This window comes from Streptomyces cinnamoneus, from assembly GCF_014650495.1.
GTDB lineage: Bacteria > Actinomycetota > Actinomycetes > Streptomycetales > Streptomycetaceae > Streptomyces > Streptomyces cinnamoneus.
Map to the genome: position 1 here is coordinate 42,556 of NZ_BMVB01000019.1, position 17,622 is coordinate 60,177.

General features: G+C 73.9%; 14 protein-coding genes. 4 read left to right on the forward strand and 10 right to left on the reverse strand.

Translation table 11 applies throughout. The features are described 5' to 3' along the window. Positions 1-21 precede the first annotated feature (21 nt). From IE182_RS23410 to IE182_RS23420, 3 genes are all read right to left on the reverse strand, one after another. Positions 22-1,218: a MarP family serine protease gene (locus IE182_RS23410; protein WP_190111882.1), complete on the reverse strand. Its 1,197-nt coding sequence runs from the start codon at positions 1,216-1,218 to the stop codon at positions 22-24. Positions 1,219-1,372: 154 nt separating this feature from the next. Then, entirely contained in the window at positions 1,373-3,589 is a 2,217-nt protein-coding gene (locus IE182_RS23415; protein WP_190111883.1) for an MMPL family transporter, read from the reverse strand. Between the two features lie 116 nt (positions 3,590-3,705). Next, positions 3,706-4,305: a TetR/AcrR family transcriptional regulator gene (locus IE182_RS23420; RefSeq protein ID WP_190111884.1), complete on the reverse strand. Its 600-nt coding sequence runs from the start codon at positions 4,303-4,305 to the stop codon at positions 3,706-3,708. Positions 4,306-4,468: 163 nt separating this feature from the next. Here IE182_RS23420 and IE182_RS23425 point away from each other — a divergent pair, with 163 nt between their 5' ends. Next, positions 4,469-7,735: a S41 family peptidase gene (locus IE182_RS23425; RefSeq protein ID WP_444544992.1), complete on the forward strand. Its 3,267-nt coding sequence runs from the start codon at positions 4,469-4,471 to the stop codon at positions 7,733-7,735. Between the two features lie 60 nt (positions 7,736-7,795). Here IE182_RS23425 and IE182_RS23430 read toward each other — a convergent pair whose 3' ends face one another. From IE182_RS23430 to IE182_RS23440, 3 genes are all read right to left on the reverse strand, one after another. Then, positions 7,796-8,014, reverse strand: coding sequence for a hypothetical protein (locus IE182_RS23430; RefSeq protein ID WP_190111886.1), 219 nt, complete (start codon positions 8,012-8,014; stop codon positions 7,796-7,798). Positions 8,015-8,090: 76 nt separating this feature from the next. Continuing rightward, positions 8,091-8,993, reverse strand: coding sequence for an SDR family oxidoreductase (locus IE182_RS23435; RefSeq protein ID WP_190111887.1), 903 nt, complete (start codon positions 8,991-8,993; stop codon positions 8,091-8,093). Continuing rightward, on the reverse strand, positions 8,990-10,507 hold the full coding sequence (locus IE182_RS23440; RefSeq protein WP_190111888.1) for a flavin-containing monooxygenase: 1,518 nt from the start codon (positions 10,505-10,507) through the stop codon (positions 8,990-8,992). The genes IE182_RS23435 and IE182_RS23440 overlap by 4 nt, the downstream gene beginning before the upstream one ends. A 203-nt stretch (positions 10,508-10,710) precedes the next feature. Here IE182_RS23440 and IE182_RS23445 point away from each other — a divergent pair, with 203 nt between their 5' ends. Further along, positions 10,711-11,418, forward strand: a complete 708-nt coding sequence (locus IE182_RS23445; protein WP_190111944.1) for a MerR family transcriptional regulator — start codon at positions 10,711-10,713, stop codon at positions 11,416-11,418. A gap of 63 nt (positions 11,419-11,481) precedes the next feature. On the opposite strand, the gene IE182_RS23450 is transcribed toward IE182_RS23445, so the two are convergent. Further along, positions 11,482-12,273 carry an exodeoxyribonuclease III gene (locus IE182_RS23450; protein WP_190111889.1) on the reverse strand — a complete coding sequence of 264 codons (792 nt, stop codon included), beginning with the start codon at positions 12,271-12,273 and terminating at the stop codon, positions 11,482-11,484. 67 nt (positions 12,274-12,340) lie between these two features. On the opposite strand from IE182_RS23450, the gene IE182_RS23455 reads away from it, so the two are divergent. Further along, entirely contained in the window at positions 12,341-12,814 is a 474-nt protein-coding gene (locus IE182_RS23455) for a GNAT family N-acetyltransferase (RefSeq protein WP_190111890.1), read from the forward strand. Between the two features lie 16 nt (positions 12,815-12,830). On the opposite strand, the gene IE182_RS23460 is transcribed toward IE182_RS23455, so the two are convergent. The 3 genes from IE182_RS23460 to IE182_RS23470 are packed head-to-tail and all read right to left on the reverse strand — an operon-like array spanning position 12,831 to position 15,117. Continuing rightward, positions 12,831-13,346, reverse strand: coding sequence for a DUF1269 domain-containing protein (locus IE182_RS23460; protein ID WP_190111891.1), 516 nt, complete (start codon positions 13,344-13,346; stop codon positions 12,831-12,833). 37 nt (positions 13,347-13,383) lie between these two features. Beyond that, entirely contained in the window at positions 13,384-14,622 is a 1,239-nt protein-coding gene (locus IE182_RS23465; protein ID WP_190111892.1) for a sensor histidine kinase, read from the reverse strand. Positions 14,623-14,661: 39 nt separating this feature from the next. Next, positions 14,662-15,117 carry a hypothetical protein gene (locus IE182_RS23470; RefSeq protein WP_190111893.1) on the reverse strand — a complete coding sequence of 152 codons (456 nt, stop codon included), beginning with the start codon at positions 15,115-15,117 and terminating at the stop codon, positions 14,662-14,664. Positions 15,118-15,390: 273 nt separating this feature from the next. Between IE182_RS23470 and IE182_RS23475 the strand changes: the two genes are divergently transcribed. Beyond that, complete coding sequence (locus IE182_RS23475; protein WP_190111894.1) at positions 15,391-17,580, forward strand: alpha-N-acetylglucosaminidase; 2,190 nt, start codon at positions 15,391-15,393, stop codon at positions 17,578-17,580. Positions 17,581-17,622 lie beyond the last annotated feature (42 nt).

A 17,622-nucleotide genomic window follows, 5' to 3' on the forward strand; every position in this document is an offset into this window, starting at 1 on the left:
CGGGCGGCGCCACAGCGGGCGCTACAGCGCCGCCCGGCTTCCCGTGCCCACCGGCGTCGTCGCCCCGGCGGCGCGCTGCGCGGCGTCCGCGACCTGGTCGGCGGTCAGCACGTAGCCGGTCTCGGCGTCGGCCGTCGACCGGGCGAAGACGACGCCGTAGACCTTCCCGGTGGGCGTCAGCAGGGGGCCGCCGGAGTTGCCGGGGCGGACCGTGGAGCGCACCGAGTAGACCTCGCGGGTGGTGATGCCGTCGCCGTAGATGTCCTGGCCCTTCGCCCGCAGCTCGTTGGCGACCGTGGCGGCCCGCAGGTCGAGACCGCCGTTCTCGGGGTAGCCCGCGACGACCGCCGCGTCGCCCCGCTTGGCGCTCTTGTCGAAGGGCAGCACGGGCGCGGCCAGGCCCGGCACGTCCAGCACGGCGATGTCGGCCCTCGGGTCGAAGAGGACGACCTTCGCCCGGTGGGCCCGGCCGACGCCGCCGACCTTGACGGTCGGCTCGCCGACGCCGGCCACCACGTGGGCGTTGGTCATCACGTGCTCGTGGGCGTAGACGAAGCCGCTGCCCTCCTGGCCGCGGCGGCCGCCGCCGACGTCCGCCACGCCCTCGACCTTGACGACGCTCGCGCGGGCGGCCCGCGTGGCGGCGGGGGTGACGGCGTCGCCGGACGGCTTGGCGACGCCGGTGGCGGGTTCGCTCTCGAAGGGGTTGAAGACCTGCGGGAAGCCGGCGCCCGACAGTGCGTCCGTGGTGCGGCTGAACCAGGTGGGCGCCTGTTCCGGCATGGCCCGCTGCACCGCGCCCAGCAGGCCCGACTCCTTGATCTGACGGGTGAGGAGGGTGGAGTTCGCCGAGACCAGCACGCTGGCGGCCACCCAGCCCACCAGCAGCACGGCCAGCGCGTTGACCGCGGCGCCGCCGGCGCCGTCCAGGCCGCGCACGGGTGCCCACGTCAGCCGGGACCGCAGCCGCCAGGCGAGCCGCCCCGCCAGGGCGTGCCCGACGGCGGCGGGTATGAGGACGACGAGCACCGCGACGACCGCGGCCGTGGCCGTGCCGGCCTCGAAGGGCTCCAGGGCGTACGGCAGCGCCCACACGCCCAGCACGGCCCCGCCGAGGAAGCCGGCGAGCAGCACGGCACTGGCCACCAGGCCGCGGCGGTAGCCGTTCACGGCGTAGCCGAGGACGACCAGCATCAGGAGCAGATCGAGCAGGTTCAACGCGGAGCCCTTTCCTTCGCACGCGCCCCCCGACCGCGCCCACAGGTGTGGGATAGGAAAAACGCCGGCCCGAAGGCCGGCGGTTCCCATTCATGCCGAATTCATGGCGTACGCCACCTAACCGGGGTTCCGCCCCGGCCCGTGCGCGGGCGCGTCAGACGCGGGCGGGCTCGCGCTCCCCGGCCCCGTCGGCCCCGGCGTCGGCGGCCGGGGCCTTCAGGGTCTTCTGCAGGCCCTCGCCCTCGACGTCGACGTTGGGCAGCACCTTCGCCAGCCAGCCCGGCAGCCACCAGGCGCTCTTGCCGAGCAGCGCGAGGACGGCCGGCACGATGGCCATGCGGACGACGAACGCGTCGAAGAAGACGGCGATGGCGAGGCCGAAGCCGATCATCTTGATCATCTGCTCGGAGGAGCCGATGAAGCCCGCGAAGACGCTGATCATGATGACGGCGGCGGCCGTGACGACGCGCGCACCGTGCCGGAAGCCGGTCACGATGGCCTCGCCCGGGCGCTCCCCGTGGACGTACGCCTCGCGCATGCGGGTGACGAGGAAGACCTCGTAGTCCATCGCGAGGCCGAAGACGACGCCCACCATGAAGATCGGCATCATGCTCATGATCGGCCCGGTCTCCTCGACGCCGAAGAGCCCGCCGAGCCAGCCCCACTGGAAGACCGCGACGACGGCGCCGAGGGCGGCGACCACCGACAGCAGGAAGCCGAGCGCGGCCTTCAGCGGCACCAGGACCGACCGGAAGACGACCATCAGCAGCAGGAAGGCGAGGCCCACGACGAGCGCCAGGTAGGGCAGCAGCGCGTCGTTCAGCTTCTGCGAGACGTCGATGTTCATCGCCGTCGCGCCGGTGACCAGCACCTTGGCGCCCGTGTCGGCCTTCAGCGAGGAGCTCTTGCCGCGGATGGCGTGGACGAGGTCCTCGGTCTCCGTGCTGGTCGGCTTGGACTTCGGCACGACCAGCAGGGTGGCCGCGTCACCGGCCTCGTTGAACTGCGCCGGCGTCACCGTGGCGACGTTGTCCAGCTTGGTCAGGGTGTCCTGGACCTTCTGGGCCGCGCCCTTGGGGTCCTTGGCCGAGGACAGGTCGGCGACCGTCATCAGCGGGCCGTTGAAGCCCGGGCCGAAGCCCTCGGAGAGCAGGTCGTACGCCTTGCGCTGGGTGGTGTTCTTGGAGGCCGCGCCGTCGTCGGGCAGGCCGAGCTCCAGGGAGGCGGCGGGCACGGCGATCGCGCCGAGGCCCAGCACACCGGCCGCCAGCACCAGCACCGGCCGGCGCAGCACCATCCGGGCCCAGCGGGTGCCCATGTTGGGCTTCTCCGCGGGACTCTCGCCGGGGGCGGCCTTGCGGACCTTGCGGGCCAGCACCTGCTTGCCCGCGAAGCCCAGCAGCGCGGGGATCAGGGAGAGCGCGATGAGCACGGCGATGGTGACCGTGCCGGCCGCGGCCATGCCCATCTTCGTCAGCATGGGGATGTTGACGACCGCGAGGCCGGCCAGCGCGATGACGACCGTGAGGCCCGCGAAGACCACCGCGGAGCCGGCCGTGCCGACGGCCCGGCCCGCGGCCTCCTCGCGCTCGCGGCCCTCGGCGAGCTCGGCGCGGTAGCGGGAGACGATGAAGAGGGCGTAGTCGATGCCGACCGCGAGGCCGATCATCATGGCCAGCGTCGAGGTGTTGGTGGACAGGTCCAGGACGGGCGCCAGCGCGGCGATCGAGGAGACGCCGATGCCCACGCCGATGATGGCGGTCAGCAGCGGCAGGCCGGCGGCGACCAGCGAGCCGAAGGTGATCAGCAGGACGACCGCCGACACCGCGATGCCGATGATCTCCGAGCCGCCCTCGGGCATCTCCTGCAGGACGCTGCCGCCGACCTCGACGGTCAGGCCGGCGTCGCGCCCGTGCTGGGCGGCGTCCTTGAGCTCGTCGCGCGAGGACTCGGTGAGGTCGGTGGACTTGACCTTGTACGCGGCGGAGGCGTAGCCGATGGTCTCGTCCTGGTTGACGGACTTGCCCTCGAACGGGTCGGCCGCCACGGCCACCTGGGAGCTCTTGCGGAGCTCGCCGATGACCTTCTCGACGGCCGCCTTGTTCTTGGCGTCGGTGAGCTTCTGGCCGTCGGGCGCCTTGAAGACGACGCGGGCGCTCGCGTTCTGCTCGTTGTTACCGGGGAAACGCTTCTCCAGCAGGTCGAACGCCTGCTGCGCCTCCGTGCCGGGTATCGAGAAGTCGTTGTTGGTGGACTTGGACGCGGTGGCGGCGCCCGTGCCGGCCAGGACCAGCAGCACCACCCATATGAGGGCGAAGTACCAGCGGCGGCGGTAGGACAGCCTGCCGAGTCTGTAGAGGAACGTGGCCACGTGCGTGGTGCTCCCGTCGGTCGGAATCGTGAGGAACTGGATATGGGGAACCAGCCCGACGAGAGCGGTGCGTCAGGTGGAGCCTCGGTGGGGGTGTAAGTGGGGAGTGCTGCCGGTCATACGCCGAGGGCGGGGAGGATCACGGCGTCGATGTAGTGCGAGAGGTAGTCGGCGTCGGGCGCCCGGTCCTCGATGAGCGGGCGGGCGCAGAAGCCGCCGATCATCATGTGGGCGACGAACGGGACGGCGGGGTTGTCCGCCGCCAGCTCGCCGCGCTCGACCGCGCGCCGGAGCATCGCGTCCAGCGCCGCCATCTCGGGCTCGACCAGCACGTCGCGCAGCGCCCGGTGGAGTTCCGGGTTGCTGTGCACCGCGTGCCCGAGCCCTCGCATGAGGGCGGTGTCCTTCGCCATCTGCTCCGTGTCGGCCCGGCAGACCATGGCCTGGAGGTCACCGCGCAGCGTGCCGGTGTCGATGTCCGCCAGGGAGACCGGCTTGTTGTGCCGCAGGGCCTTCGCCACCAGCTCCGGCTTGCCCTTCCACTGGCGGTAGAGGGTCGCCTTGCTGGAGTGCGTCCGCGCGGCCACGGCGTCCATCGTCAGGGCGTCGTAGCCGACCTCGCGCAGGAGTGCGAGCACCGCCTCGTAGAGCTCGGCCTCGCGCTCGGGGGTCAGCCGGGTGCGGCGTCCGGTCGGCTTGGGTGTTTCCGCAGGCATGCCGCGCACCTCCCCTTCACACGAGGTCCGTACGAAACGGTTTCGTACACCACGAGGGTAAGGCGGAGTCTTCGCCACCGGGAGCGAAACGACTTCGTTTCGATGGTGTTCTGCGTCACGGACCGAGTTGCCGGGGGCCAGCGGGCCCGAAACCATGGACTGCGTGAGCGACGACGCCTACATCCGCTTCCCCCATCTCCACGGCGATCTGGTCTGCTTCGCGGCGGAGGACGACCTCTGGCTGGCCCCGCTGCCGGGTCCGGGCGCGGGGGCGGGACGGGCGTGGCGGCTGACCGTCGACCGCACCCGGGTCGGGCACCCGCGCTTCTCGCCCGACGGGCGGCACATCGCGTTCACCAGCTGGCGCAGTCTCGACCCCGAGATCCACCTGGCCCCCGTCGACGGCGGCCCCGCCCGCCGGCTCACCTTCTGGGGCAGCACCGACACCCGGGTCTGCGGCTGGACGCCGCCGGAGGACGGCGTCTCCCACATCCTGGCGGTCAGCTCGCACGGCCAGCCCTTCTCGTACTTCTCCTGGGCCTACAAGGTGCCCACCGACGGCGGCCCCGGCGGGCAGCTGCCCTGGGGCCCGGTCTCCGACATCGCGGTCGCGGACGCCGGCGGCGAGCACAGAACGCTCATCCTCACCGGCAAGCCGCCGCACGAGCCGGCCTCCTGGAAGCGCTACCGGGGCGGCGCCACGGGCCGGCTGTGGCTGCAGTGCACCCGGCTGCTGCCGGAGCTCGGCGGCCACCTGGACTCGGTGATGTTCGTCGGCGACCGCATCGCCTTCCTCTCCGACCACGAGGGCGTCGGCAACCTCTACTCCTGCCGCCCCGACGGCTCGGACCTGCGCCGCCACACCGACCACGAGGACTTCTACGCCCGGCACGCCGCCACCGACGGCACGCGCGTGGTCTACCAGTGCGGGGGCGCCGTCTGGCTGGCCGAGGACTTCGGCCCCGGCGGCCGGCCGCGCCGGCTGGACCTGCGGCTCGGCGGGCCGCGCGCAGGCCGGCGCACGTACCAGGTGCAGGCCGCCCGGAACGTGGAGTCGCTGAGCGTGGACCGAACGGGCCGGGCCAGCGCGGTGCAGGTGCGCGGCAGCCTGTACTGGCTGACCCACCGCGACGGCCCGGCCCGCGCCCTCGTCGACACCCGGGGGGTGCGGGTGCGGTACCCGGAGATGCTGGGTCCGACCGGCCGGGTCGCCTACGTCACGGACGCGGAGGGCGAGGACGCCATCGAGATCGCCCAGCTGCCGCGGGCCGCGGGCCCCTCCGTGCCGCGGCGGCTGGCGGCGGGCGCCATCGGCCGGGTGCAGGAGCTGCTCGCCTCGCCGGACGGCGGACGGCTGGCCGTGGCCGCGCACGACGGGCGGCTGCTGCTGGTGGACGCCTCGGCCGACGGCGACGGCGACGTCACCGAGCTGGTCCGCTCCGCCAACGGGCCCGTACGGGACCTGGCCTTCTCCCCCGACTCGGCCTGGCTGACGTGGTCGCACCCCGGCGTCGGGCGCTCGCTGCGCCAGATCAAGATCGCCAAACTGGCCGACCGGACGGTCGTGGACGTCACCAACGGCCGCTTCGAGGACGAGCAGCCGGTCTTCACCCGCGACGGCCGCTACCTGGCCTTCCTCTCCTGGCGCGGCTTCGACCCGGTCTACGACGTGCACACCGGCGACCTGTCCTTCCCGCTGGGCTGCCGCCCCTACCTCGTCCCGCTGTCGTCCGCCACGCCGTCACCGTTCGCCCTGACCGCGGAGGGCCGCCCGGCGGGCGGCGGGCTCGACCTGGACGACGCGGGGGACAACGAGGGCTCGGTCCTGGTGGAGGCGGAGGGCCTGGAGAGCCGGGTGACGCCGTTCCCGGTCGCGGCCTCGAAGTACTCCGCCCTCCACCCGGTCAGCGGCGGCGGGCTGGTGTGGCTGCGCTGGCCGATCTCGGGCGCGCTCGGCGAGACCTTCGCCAACCCGGCCGACACCACCGGGCGCCCCACGCTGGAGCACTTCGACCTGACGAAGGCCAAGCGCACCGAACTCACCGCCTCCCTGGACTGGTTCTCGGTCAGCGGCGACGGCACCCGGCTCGTCGTCAACGACGAGGGCGACCTGCGCGTCGTGCCGGCCACCGACCCCGGGGACTCCGACTCGACCGTCTACGTCGACATGCGGCGCATCCTCCACGAGGTCGACCCCGCCGCCGAGTGGCGCCAGGCGTACGCCGAGGCCGGCCGCATCGTCCGGGCGTACTTCTGGGAGCCGGGCATGTGCGGCGTCGACTGGGACGGGGTGCTGGAGCAGTACCGTCCGCTGGTCGAACGGGTCGCCTCGCCCGACGAGTTCGCCGACCTGCTGCGCGAGGTCCTCGGCGAGCTCGGCACCTCGCACGCCTACGTCACGCCCGCCCGCCGCAACGAGGGCCCGCCGCACTACCAGCGCGCGATCGGCCTGCTCGGGGCCAACCTGACCCACCAGAAGGACGGCTCCTGGACCGTCCGGCGCGTCCTGCCCGGCGAGTCCTCCGACTCCAAGGCCCGTTCGCCGCTGGCCGGTTCCGGCATCCGCGAGGGCTGGGCGCTCACCCACGTCGACGGGCGCCCGGTGGACCCCGTCACCGGCCCCTACCCGCTGCTGTCGGCGGCGGGCGGGACGACCGTGGAGCTCACCTTCCGGCCGCCCGAGGGCGAGGAGCACGCGCGCCGGGTGGCCGTCGTGCCGCTGGTCGACGAGCGGCCGCTGCGCTACCAGGACTGGGTGACCAAGCGCCGCGCGGTCGTCCACGAGCTGAGCGACGGCAAGTGCGGCTACCTGCACATCCCCGACATGGGCGGCTCCGGCTGGGCGCAGTTCAACCGCGACCTGCGGATGGAGATGTCCCGCCCGGCCCTGATCGTCGACGTCCGCGGCAACGCCGGCGGCAACATCAGCGAGCTCGTCGTCGAGAAGCTCACCCGCACCATCATCGGCTGGGACCTCACGCGCGACGCCCAGCCGGTGTCGTACGCGAGCAACGCCCCGCGCGGCCCGGTCGTCGCCATCGCCGACGAGATGACGTCCTCCGACGGCGACATGATCACCGCGGCGTTCAAGCTGCAGGGCATCGGCCCGGTGGTCGGCCTGCGCACCTGGGGCGGCGTCGTCGGCATGACCGGCCGGCACCGCCTCGTCGACGGCACGTCGATCACCGTGCCGATGAACGCCGCGTGGTTCGACGCCTACGGCTGGGGCGTGGAGAACCACGGCGTGGAGCCGGACATCGAGATCGACCGCACCCCCCTCGACTGGGCCGAGGGCCGCCACAAGCAGCTGGACGACGCGGTGCGGCTCGCGCTCGACCTGCTGGAGCAGCACGGCGCCGCCGAGCCCCCCGACTACTCCGGCGTGCCGGACCTGCGCCGGCCGAAGCTGCCGCCCCGCGCGGGTGAGTGAAGGGCACGCGTCAGGGGCGCACCCGGCGTCCCGGGTGCGCCCCTGATCCGCGGTCAGGACCTACAGGCGGTCGTCCAGATCATCCCGGATGTCGTCGAAGGACTGCTGACGACCCTCCTGCTGCGACTGCTGTCCCTGCTTGCGCTCGCGCACCTTGTCCTGCGCCTGCTGGCCCTTCTGCTGCGCCTGCTGACCCTTCTGCTGCGCCTGCTGCTTGCCGCCCTGGGCCTTCTGCTTGGCCTGTTGCGCCTTGTTCTGCATCTCGTCCTTGATGCCCATGCGTGTTCACTCCTAGGGGAGGTCGGGGAAGTGGGCGAGACCAGCCTCACACGCCCGGACATACGCCGCATTTCGATCAGTGACGCTGTGTGCCCGGGCGCCGGGCGGTCTCCTCGGCGTCCGCCGCGCCACCCGCACCCACCAGGCCCATCCGCACGCCGGCCAGGCGTGGCCCGGCGCGCCGCATCTCCCGGGCGCCGCCCAGGGCGAGCAGGCCCGGCAGCACGCCCCGCAGCGGCTGCACGGCGCGCAGCCACGGCTGTGCGTAGACGTGCGCCGAGCGGCGCTCGATGCCGTCCACCAGCCGGTCGACGGCCGGGCCGAGGGGGTAGGTGCGGTTCGCGGGCCAGGGCAGCCGGGCGCGCAGGGCGCGCATCGCCTCGTTCTCGTCGGCGCCGCGCACCATGTCGGTGTCGGTCCAGCTCAGGTAGGCGACGCCGACGCGGACGCCGGTGTGGCCCACTTCGGCGCGCAGGCAGTGCGCGTACGCCTCCACGCCCGCCTTGGACGCGCAGTAGGCGCTCATCAGCGGTGCCGGGACGATCGCGGCGAGGGAGGCGATCTGCAGGAGGTAGCCGCGGCTCTCGGTGAGGTGCGGCAGGAAGGCGCGGCCCGTGACCGCGCTGCCGACGAGGTTCACCTCGACGACGCGGCGCCAGGCGGCGGGGTCCGAGCCGGCCAGGGGCCCGCCCGTGGCCACCCCGGCGTTGGCGACGACGACGTCCACCCTGCCAAAACGGTCCTTCACCTCGGCCGCCACCCGGGTCATCGCCGCCTGGTCGGTGACGTCGGCGTGCCAGTGGGCGGCGGCGCCGGCCGGCAGCGACTCGGCGAGGCGGCGCAGCCCGTCGGGCTCCAGCCCGACGAGGGCCACGCGCGCCCCGCGCCCGGCGAGCTTGCGGGCCAGCGACTCCCCCACCCCGCGGGCGGCACCGGTGACGACGGCGACCCGGCCGTCGAGGTGCGTACCGGCCCTCATCGCGCGGCCTCCGTCCGGGCGGGCGCGCGGCGGGCGTGGCCGGGGGCGCGCAGGACGTGGTACTCGCTGAAGTCGATGCGCCGGGTGACCCTGCGGAACTCGGCGGTGGTGCCGGGCCAGACCGTGGTGTTGCGGCCGCCCGCGTCCAGATACCAGCTGTCGCAGCCGGTGTTCCAGACGGTGCGCGTCATGCGCTGCTGGAGCATGTGGTTCCAGGCGCGGACGGCGGAGGGGCGGGCGTCGAGGGCGGCCCGGCCGCCGAGGGCGTCGAGCTGGCGCAGGTAGTCGGCCATGTAGTTCAGCTGGGCCTCGATCATGAGGATCATCGAGCTGTTCCCGAGGCCGGTGTTGGGGCCGATGATGGTGAGGAAGTTGGGGAAGCCGGCGGCGCTGGTGCCGCGCAGGGCCGCCATGCCGTCCTTCCACTCCTCGGCGAGGGTGGTGCCGCCCGCGCCGGTGACCCGCTGGGCGATCGGCATGTCGGTGATGCGGAAGCCGGTGCCGAAGACGATCGCGTCGGCCTCGGCCTCGGTGCCGTCGGCGGCGACGAGCGTGGAGCCGCGCACCTCGGCGAGGCCGGAGGCGACGACGTCGACGTTGGGGCGGGCGAGGGCGGGGTAGTAGTCGTTGGACAGCAGGATGCGCTTGCAGCCGATGCGGTAGTCCGGCAGGAGCTTGGCGCGCAGCGCCGGGTCCTTGACGCCCTTGCGCAGGTGGGAGACGGCCAGTCGCTCTATGAACCCGAGCCGGTCGGGATGCTTGGTGAACAGGCCCACCTGCAACTCCCGTGCGCTCCACAGCAGTCCGCGGCGCAGCGCCCGGGTGGCCGGGACCCGTTCGTGCAGCCACCGCTCGGCACCGGTGATCCGGCGGTCGGCGCGCGGCAGGACCCAGGCCGGGGTGCGCTGGAAGAGGGTCAGGCGCTCGACGTCCGGCTGGATGCTGGGGACGATCTGGATGGCGGAGGCCCCGGTGCCGATCATCGCGACGCGCTTGCCGCGCAGCTCGAAGCCGTGGTCCCAGCGGGCGGAGTGGAAGACGGCGCCGGGGAAGGAGTCCAGCCCCGTCACGCCGGGCACCTTGGGATCGGACAGCGGCCCGGTGGCGGAGACGACGACGTCGGCGCTGTAGGGGCCGTCCGCCGTCCCGAGCTCCCACCGCAGCCCGTCGGCGTCCCAACGGATGCTGTGCACCTCGGCGTTGAGCCGCAGGTGCGGGCGGAGGCCGAAGGTGTCGGTGACCCGCTCCAGGTAGGCGCGGATGTGCGGCTGGCCGGAGAAGTTGCGCGGCCAGGCGGGGTTCGGGGCGAAGGAGAAGGAGTACAGGTGGGAGGGGACGTCGCAGGCGCAGCCGGGGTAGGTGTTGTCCCGCCAGGTGCCGCCGACGGCGTCGGCGCGCTCCAGGACGACGAAGTCGGTGATGCCCTCGCGACGCAGCCGTACCGCCGCGCCCAGCCCGCCGAACCCCGAACCGATCACCGCCACCCGTACGTGCCGCCGTACGTGCTCGACCATGCCGCCTCCCGAGAGCCTGCCTGCCCGACTGCGCCAGTAATCACTGGCGCAGTGGGAGCGTAAGGCAGGTGTCGGCCGGGGCGATAGAGGCACGAGGCGGCGGGCTCCCGGCCGTTCGCACGTAGGCTTCCGGCGTGGCGAACGACGAGAGGGCCTTGGGCGGCAGCGGCGGTGGCGGTGGCGGTGGCGAGCGCGAATACCGCATGGCGGAGCTGGCGGACAAGGCCGGCATCACCGTCCGCACGCTGCGCTTCTACCGCGAGCGCAAGCTCATCCCGCCGCCGCGCCGCGAGGGCCGCATCGCCTGGTACGGCGAACACCACCTCGCCCGGCTGCGCACCATCGCCGCCCTGCTGGAACGCGGCCACACCCTCGGCGGCATCGCCGAACTGCTGACGGCCTTCGAGTGCGGACGCGACGTGGGCGAACTCCTGGGCCTGGCGGAGGCGGCCATCACCACCCCCTGGTCGGAGGAGGCGGCGATCCGCCTCACCCCCGAGGAGCTCGCCGACCGCTTCGCGGGCCAGATCACCCCGGAGAACCTCACCGCCGCACTGGAGCTCGGCTACCTCGCGGCGGACGGCGACGAGATCGTCCACATCAGCCGCCGCCTCCTCGACGCCTCGACCGACCTCGTCCGCCAGGGCGTCCCGCTCTCCGCCGTCCTCACCGCCGCCCACGAGGTGCGCGCCCACGCGGACGCCCTGGCCGAGACGTTCACCGCGCTCGTCCGCACCCACGTCCTGGCGCAGTCCCCGGACGTCCCCGCATCCCTGGAGCGCCTGCGCCCCATCGCCCGCACGGTCGTCGACGCCGAGCTCTCCCTAGCCATGGACCGCCGCCTCCGCAGGGAGCTGACGCCGAACGCGGAGAAGCGGCAGCCCCCGGGCGGGGCCCACCGCTTCCCTTAGGTCCTACCGCTTCTCCCGGGCTTGCTCAGGTACCCCGGGCTTGCTCAGGTCGCCCGGGCTTGCTCAGGCTCCGTACGCGACGGTCACCGGCGCGTGGTCGCTCCACCGCTCGGCATGGCTGGCGGCGCGCTCCACGCGGGCCTTCAGGGCGCGGTCCGCGAGACCGGGGGTGGCGACCTGGTAGTCGATGCGCCAGCCCGAGTCGTTGTCGAAGGCGCGGCCGCGGTAGGACCACCACGAGTAGGGACCCTCGACGCCCGGGTGGAGGGCGCGGACGACGTCCACGTACTCCGCGAAGACCTTGGTCAGCCACTCCCGCTCCTCGGGGAGGAAGCCTGCGCTCTTGCGGTTGGCCTTCCAGTTCTTGAGGTCGGCCTCCGTGTGGGCGATGTTCCAGTCGCCGCAGACCACGACCTCGCGGCCGTCCGCCGCCGCCCGGGCCTTCAGGGCCACCAGGTACGGCAGGAACTCCGCCATGAAGCGTTCCTTCTCGTCCTGCCGCTCCGTGCCCACCTCGCCCGAGGGCAGGTAGAGGCTGGCCACCGTCACGCCCGGCAGGTCGATCTCGGCGTAGCGGCCGCTGCCGTCGAACTCCGCCGAGCCGAAGCCGATCCGCACCGCGTCCGGCTCACGCCGGGAGTAGAGCGAGACGCCCGCCCGGCCCTTGGCCGCCGCCGGGGCGTGCACGACGTGCCAGCCGTCGGGGTCGCGCACCTCGTCCGGGAGCTGGTGGGCCTCGGCGCGCACTTCCTGGAGGCAGACCACGTCGGCCTCGGTCTGCGCCAGCCACTCGACGAAGCCCTTCTTCGCGGCGGCGCGCAGTCCGTTCACATTTGCGGTGGTAACGGTGAGCATCCGGGCACGATACCGACTCCCGGAAACCCCTGCCGACCGGCGGCCGTCCGCCCGTACCATCGCCGGCATGGAGATCATGCCCGTCGCCTACGACCACCCCGACGCCCTGAAGCTCAATGACCAGGTGCAATTGGAGTACGCCGAGCGGTACGGCGACGGCGATCTCACCCCCCTGGACCCCGCACAGTTCGCCCCGCCACGTGGCCTGTATCTCATCGCCTACGACGACGGCACCCCCCTCGCCACCGGCGGCTGGCGCGCCATGGAGCGCAACGCCGAGGGCTACGCGGACGGCGACGCCGAGCTCAAGCGCATGTACGTGGTGCCCGGGGCCCGCGGCCGGGGCCTGGCACGCCGCATCCTGGCCGTCCTGGAGGACAGCGCACGGCAGGCGGGACGGCTGCGCATGGTGCTGGAGACGGGCAACCGGCAGCCGGAGGCCATAGCCCTCTACACCTCCAGCGGGTACGTCCCCGCCGTGCCGAAGTTCGGCCTCTACCGCTCCTACGACAGCAGCCGCTGCTTCAGCAAACCGCTCTGACCGGCCGGGGGCCGCCCTAGGCCGGCCGCCCGCCTCCGTCGTGGCCCGCCGCGATCGCCGCCTCCACCTCCGCCCGCACCCGCTCCGCCGGGTACCGCCGGACCTCGCCGAACGGCGCGAGCACCCGGTCGGTCGTCTCCGGACTCTCCTCGCGGACCTCGGCCATCAGGACCGTGCTGCCCGGCGGCACCTCCGCCGCCAGCATCTCCAGCGCCGCGGAGGAGGCGGTGGCCGCACGGGCGTCGTGGACGCCGCCGATCAGGCCGCCCGCCCCGAAGCCGACGAGGACGCCGAGCGGCCCGCCGAGGATGCCCAGCAGGCCGCCGAGCAGACCGCCCAGGGCGAACGCGGGGGCCGTACCGGTGTTGTCGGCCGCGTCGGGGAAGTCCAGGGCACCCTCCGCGTCCCGTGCGATCACCGCACCCTCGCGCAGCGTGATGTCGCCTTCGGCGTGCGCCTGGCGCAGGGCGTCCAGCGCCCGGTGGCCCTTGCGCGGGCTGTCGGCGTTGAGGAACAGGACGTTGTCGTTCACAGCTTCCACTGTTGGGCCTGTTCCCCTCCCCCGCACCTCAGTCGCCGCCCTCCGGGCCCGCCTCCTCCGCCGCCCGCACCGCATCCGTCAGGTCCAGCGTCGCCTCGGCCCCGCCGCCCGCCGGGTTGGCGAAGGCCAGCCCCGCCCCCAGCACCTTCGCCTGGCCCACCGCGATCGTCAGCCCCAGGCCGAGCCCCGCGCCCGAGCCCGTGCGGAACCGCTGCGGCCCGCTGGCCAGCAGCTGCGCCGGAAAGCCGGGCCCGCCGTCCCGCACGCGTACGAGCCCGCCGTCGACCTCCGCGACCACCGGAGCGTTCCCGTGCCGGAAGGCGTTGGTGACGAGGTTGGTGAGTATCCGCTCCACCCGGCGGGCGTCCGTCTCGACCAGGCAGTCGTGCACGATCCGCACCTCCGCCGCCTCCTGCCCGGGCCCCGCCGCCCCCCGCACCGCCCGCCGGGTCAGCTCGCCCAGCGCCCGTACGTCCGTGTCGGCGCGCTCGGCGTCGCCGTCGAGCCGGGCCACCTCCAGGACGTCCTCCATCAGCGAGCGCACCCGCTGCGCCCGCTCGCGGACCATCTCCGCGGGCCGGCCCGGCGGCAGCAGCTCGGCGGCGGCCACCAGGCCCGCGACGGGGGTGCGCAGTTCGTGGGCGATGTTGGCGGTGACCTCGCGCTCGGCCTGCAGCCGCGCGGCCAGCGCGTCGGCCATGGTGTTGACGGCGTGGATCAGCCGGGCGATCTCGTCCTTGCCGCCCCGCGGCCGCAGCCGGGCCCCGGCGTCGCCGTCCGCGATGCGCTCGGCGGTCCGCGCGGAGGCGTTCAGACGGCGGCCGACGACGGTCGCCAGGCCCACCCCGACGATGCCGGCCAGGACCGTGCCCGCCCCTCCGGCCAGCCACAGGTCCTCGTCCAGTCCCTCAAGGTTGCGGGCCTGCCGCCGGTAGGAGTGCTTGAGGACGACGATGTCGCCGCGGACGCGCGTCGCACCCCACAGGACCGGCTCGGGACCGGACCGGTCCAGGTAGGTGGCGCGCTGCCCCTTCTGGGCGGCCCGGCGCAGCGGCTCGGGCATCCGGTAGGGGTTGAGGAGGACGCGGGGGCGGTCGACCCCGGCGGCGTGGTCCTCGGCCGCCGAAAGCACCCGCTGGTCGAGGCTGTCGCGCGCGGTCTCCAGCTGGTTGGCGGCGGTGCGGTGGTGCACGACGAGGCCGATGAGAGCGGCGACCAGTGCGGCCGTGGCGGTGATCGCCACCCCGATCTTCGTGCGCAGACCCATCGGATGCAGACTCCTCGGCTCCTCGGCGGCGGTCGCCGGCTACGGCGTGGGGACGAAGAGCCGCAGGCCGCGCAGCTCGTCGGATTGCTCGGGCGGGAGCCCCTCGGCGACGACGGTGGCCCGGCCGTAGTAAGCGGAACGTTCCTGCCGGACCACGCCGCTGAGCACGACCCGGGCCCGGTACGGCGTGTCCCGGCAGCCCGGCCGGCACCAGGCACCGGCCACGCCGCCCGTCGCCTCGGCGGTCGCCCCGCCCCAGGACCGCCAGCGCAGATCCGTCAGCCGCACGGAGTCCCCGATCTCCAGGGAGGCGGGGCCGCGCAGCGCGGGCCGGCCCGGGCCCTCGGTGACGTACACCGGGCCGGCGGTGGCCGAGGCCGTGGGCGCCGGGCCCGCCACCTTGAGCCCGCCGGGGTCGGCGCACCCGCAGAGCAGTCCGCCCAGCAGCCCGGCGGCGAGGGCCGTGGCGCCGGACATCACGGGGAGTGGTCGCACGGGATTCCTCATGCCGGTGTGACGGGGACGGGGCGGAACTGGTTGTACGGAAGCCGCGCGAGCGGAGGTTGAGCGGGCAGAGCCGAGCTGGGCTGACGGGCGGGCTTAGCAGGTCGGAACGGGCCCGTGGGGCCATTCGTGCCAAATGTAACCGGCGTGGCTGGTTCGCCGCCCGCGCCCTTGACCGATTCCCGACGCGGGCTCATAGGATCTCGGCGCTCAAGTGGTCCAGTCCAGCCCGTCGCCGCAGTGCCACGGCCCCGGAGGTCACTCATGCACATCGCCCGTCGTACGCTCCTCGGCGCCGTCGCCGGATCCGCCGCGCTCGGTGCCGTGGGCGTGCCCCCCGCGGCGTCGGCGGGCGCCGCGCCCGCCGAGGACGGCGCCGCCGCGGAGGCGCTGTCCCGGCTGCTGCCCCGTCACCGCGCCCAGGTCGCCTTCCGCACCGTCCCCCGCCGCGGCGGCCACGACGTCTTCCGGGTGTCCGGCGGGGCCGGCCGGATCACGGTCGAGGGCACCACCCCGGCCGTGCAGCTCACCGGCTTCCACCGCTACCTCCGGCAGGTCGCCCACGCGCACTTCTCCTGGAGCGGCGAGCAGACCATGCTGCCCGCCCGTCTCCCCGCGGTCGGCGCCCCGCTCACCGGCACGGCCAACGTCGCCCACCGCTTCGTCCTCAACGACACCAACGACGGCTACACCGGCCCGTACCACGACTGGGACTACTGGGAACACGAGATCGACGTGCTGGCCCTGCACGGATTCAACGAAGTACTGGTCTACGCGGGCGCCGACGCCGTCTACCACCGCACCTTCACCGCCCACGGTTACAGCGACGCCGAGGTCCGCCGGTGGGTTCCCGGGCCGGCCCACCAGCCGTGGTGGCTGATGCAGAACATGTCCTCCTTCGGCGGCCCCGTCTCCCACGAGCTCCTCGACCGCCGCACCGGCCTGGCGCGCAGGATCGTGGCACGGCTGCGCGAGCTGGGCATGACGCCCGTCCTGCCCGGCTACTACGGCACCGTGCCGCCCGGCTTCGCCGACCGCAACAGCGGTGCCCGCACCATCCCGCAGGGCGACTGGATGGGCTTCCCCCGCCCCGACTGGCTCGACCCGCGCACGCCCCACTTCGCCGCGGTGGCGCGCACCTTCTACCGGACGCAGCAGGAGCTGTACGGCGCGACCTCGATGTACAAGATGGACCTGCTGCACGAGGGCGGCAGCCCCGGTGACGTACCGGTCGGCGACGCCGCCCGGGCCGTGGAGAAGGCCCTGCGCGCCGCGCACCCGGGGGCGGTCTGGGCGATCCTCGGCTGGCAGCGCAACCCCCGGCTGGAGATCACCGATGCCGTCGACCGGTCGAAGATGCTCGTCCTGGACGGCCTCTCCGACCGCAAGGCGGTCATCACCGACCGCGAGGCGGACTGGGGCGGCACCCCCTACGCCTTCGGCTCCATCTGGAACTTCGGCGGCCACACCGCGCTCGGCGCCAACGCCCCCGACTGGGCGGCGCTCTACCACCGGTGGAGGACGAAGTCCGGCAGCGCCCTGCGCGGGATCGCCGCCATGCCCGAGGCCGCCGACAACAACCCCGCGGCCCTCGCCCTGCTGTCCGACCTCGCCTGGACGGACGGGCCGGTGGACCTGACGGCGTGGTTCGAACGGTGGCACGTCAGCCGCTACGGCGCCCATGACCCGGGCGCCGCCCGCGCCTGGGACGTCCTGCGCCGCACCGCCTACGGCACGACCCGCGCCGACGGCTGGAGCGAACAGGCCGACGGCCTCTTCGGCGCCCGCCCGGACCTGTCCGCCAACCGCGGCGGCACCTGGTCGCCCCGGCAACTTCGCTACGACGCCGCCGAGTTCGACAAGGCCCTGCCCGCGTTGCTGTCGGTGGCCCCGGAGCTGCGCGGCAGCACGGCCTACCGCAGCGACCTCCTCGACGTCACCCGCCAGTGCGTGGCCAACCGCAGCCGGCAGCTCCTGCCGCGCATCAAGGCCGCGTACGAGGCCGGCGACCGCGGCCGCTTCGGCGACCTCGCGCAGCAGTGGCTGGACTGGACGGACGTGCTGGAGCAGGTCGTCGCCACGGACGAACGCCACCTGCTGGGCCGCTGGATCTCCGACGCCCGGTCCTGGGGGACCTCGGACGACGAGCGCGACCGGCTGCAGACCGATGCCCTCTCCCTGCTGACCGTATGGGGCCCGCGCGCCTCGGCCGACGCCGGCAAGCTGCACGACTACGCCAACCGGGAGTGGTCCGGGCTGGTCGGCGGCCTCTACCGGCTGCGCTGGAAGACGTACTTCACCGAACTGGACGCGGCCCTGGACGAGGACCGCGAGCCCCGGCCGGTCGACTGGTTCACCCTGGAGGACCGCTGGACCCGCCGGCCTCCCACCCTGCGCGCCCGCCCCACGGGCGACATCGTCCGCGTGGCGAGGACGGTGGCGTCCCGCCTGTGAACGCACGACGCCGGGCAGGCCGGATTCCCGGTCCCGCCCGGC

Coding starts and splice junctions, on each gene's coding strand:
- IE182_RS23445 (WP_190111944.1), top strand. CDS start 10,711: ATGGCGGAGCTGGCGGACAAGGCCGGCATCACCGTCCGCACGCTGCGC.
- IE182_RS23435 (WP_190111887.1), bottom strand. CDS start 8,993: ATGAGGGCCGGTACGCACCTCGACGGCCGGGTCGCCGTCGTCACCGGT.
- IE182_RS23440 (WP_190111888.1), bottom strand. CDS start 10,507: ATGGTCGAGCACGTACGGCGGCACGTACGGGTGGCGGTGATCGGTTCG.
- IE182_RS23430 (WP_190111886.1), bottom strand. CDS start 8,014: ATGGGCATCAAGGACGAGATGCAGAACAAGGCGCAACAGGCCAAGCAG.
- IE182_RS23475 (WP_190111894.1), top strand. CDS start 15,391: ATGCACATCGCCCGTCGTACGCTCCTCGGCGCCGTCGCCGGATCCGCC.
- IE182_RS23455 (WP_190111890.1), top strand. CDS start 12,341: ATGGAGATCATGCCCGTCGCCTACGACCACCCCGACGCCCTGAAGCTC.
- IE182_RS23465 (WP_190111892.1), bottom strand. CDS start 14,622: ATGGGTCTGCGCACGAAGATCGGGGTGGCGATCACCGCCACGGCCGCA.
- IE182_RS23420 (WP_190111884.1), bottom strand. CDS start 4,305: ATGCCTGCGGAAACACCCAAGCCGACCGGACGCCGCACCCGGCTGACC.
- IE182_RS23450 (WP_190111889.1), bottom strand. CDS start 12,273: ATGCTCACCGTTACCACCGCAAATGTGAACGGACTGCGCGCCGCCGCG.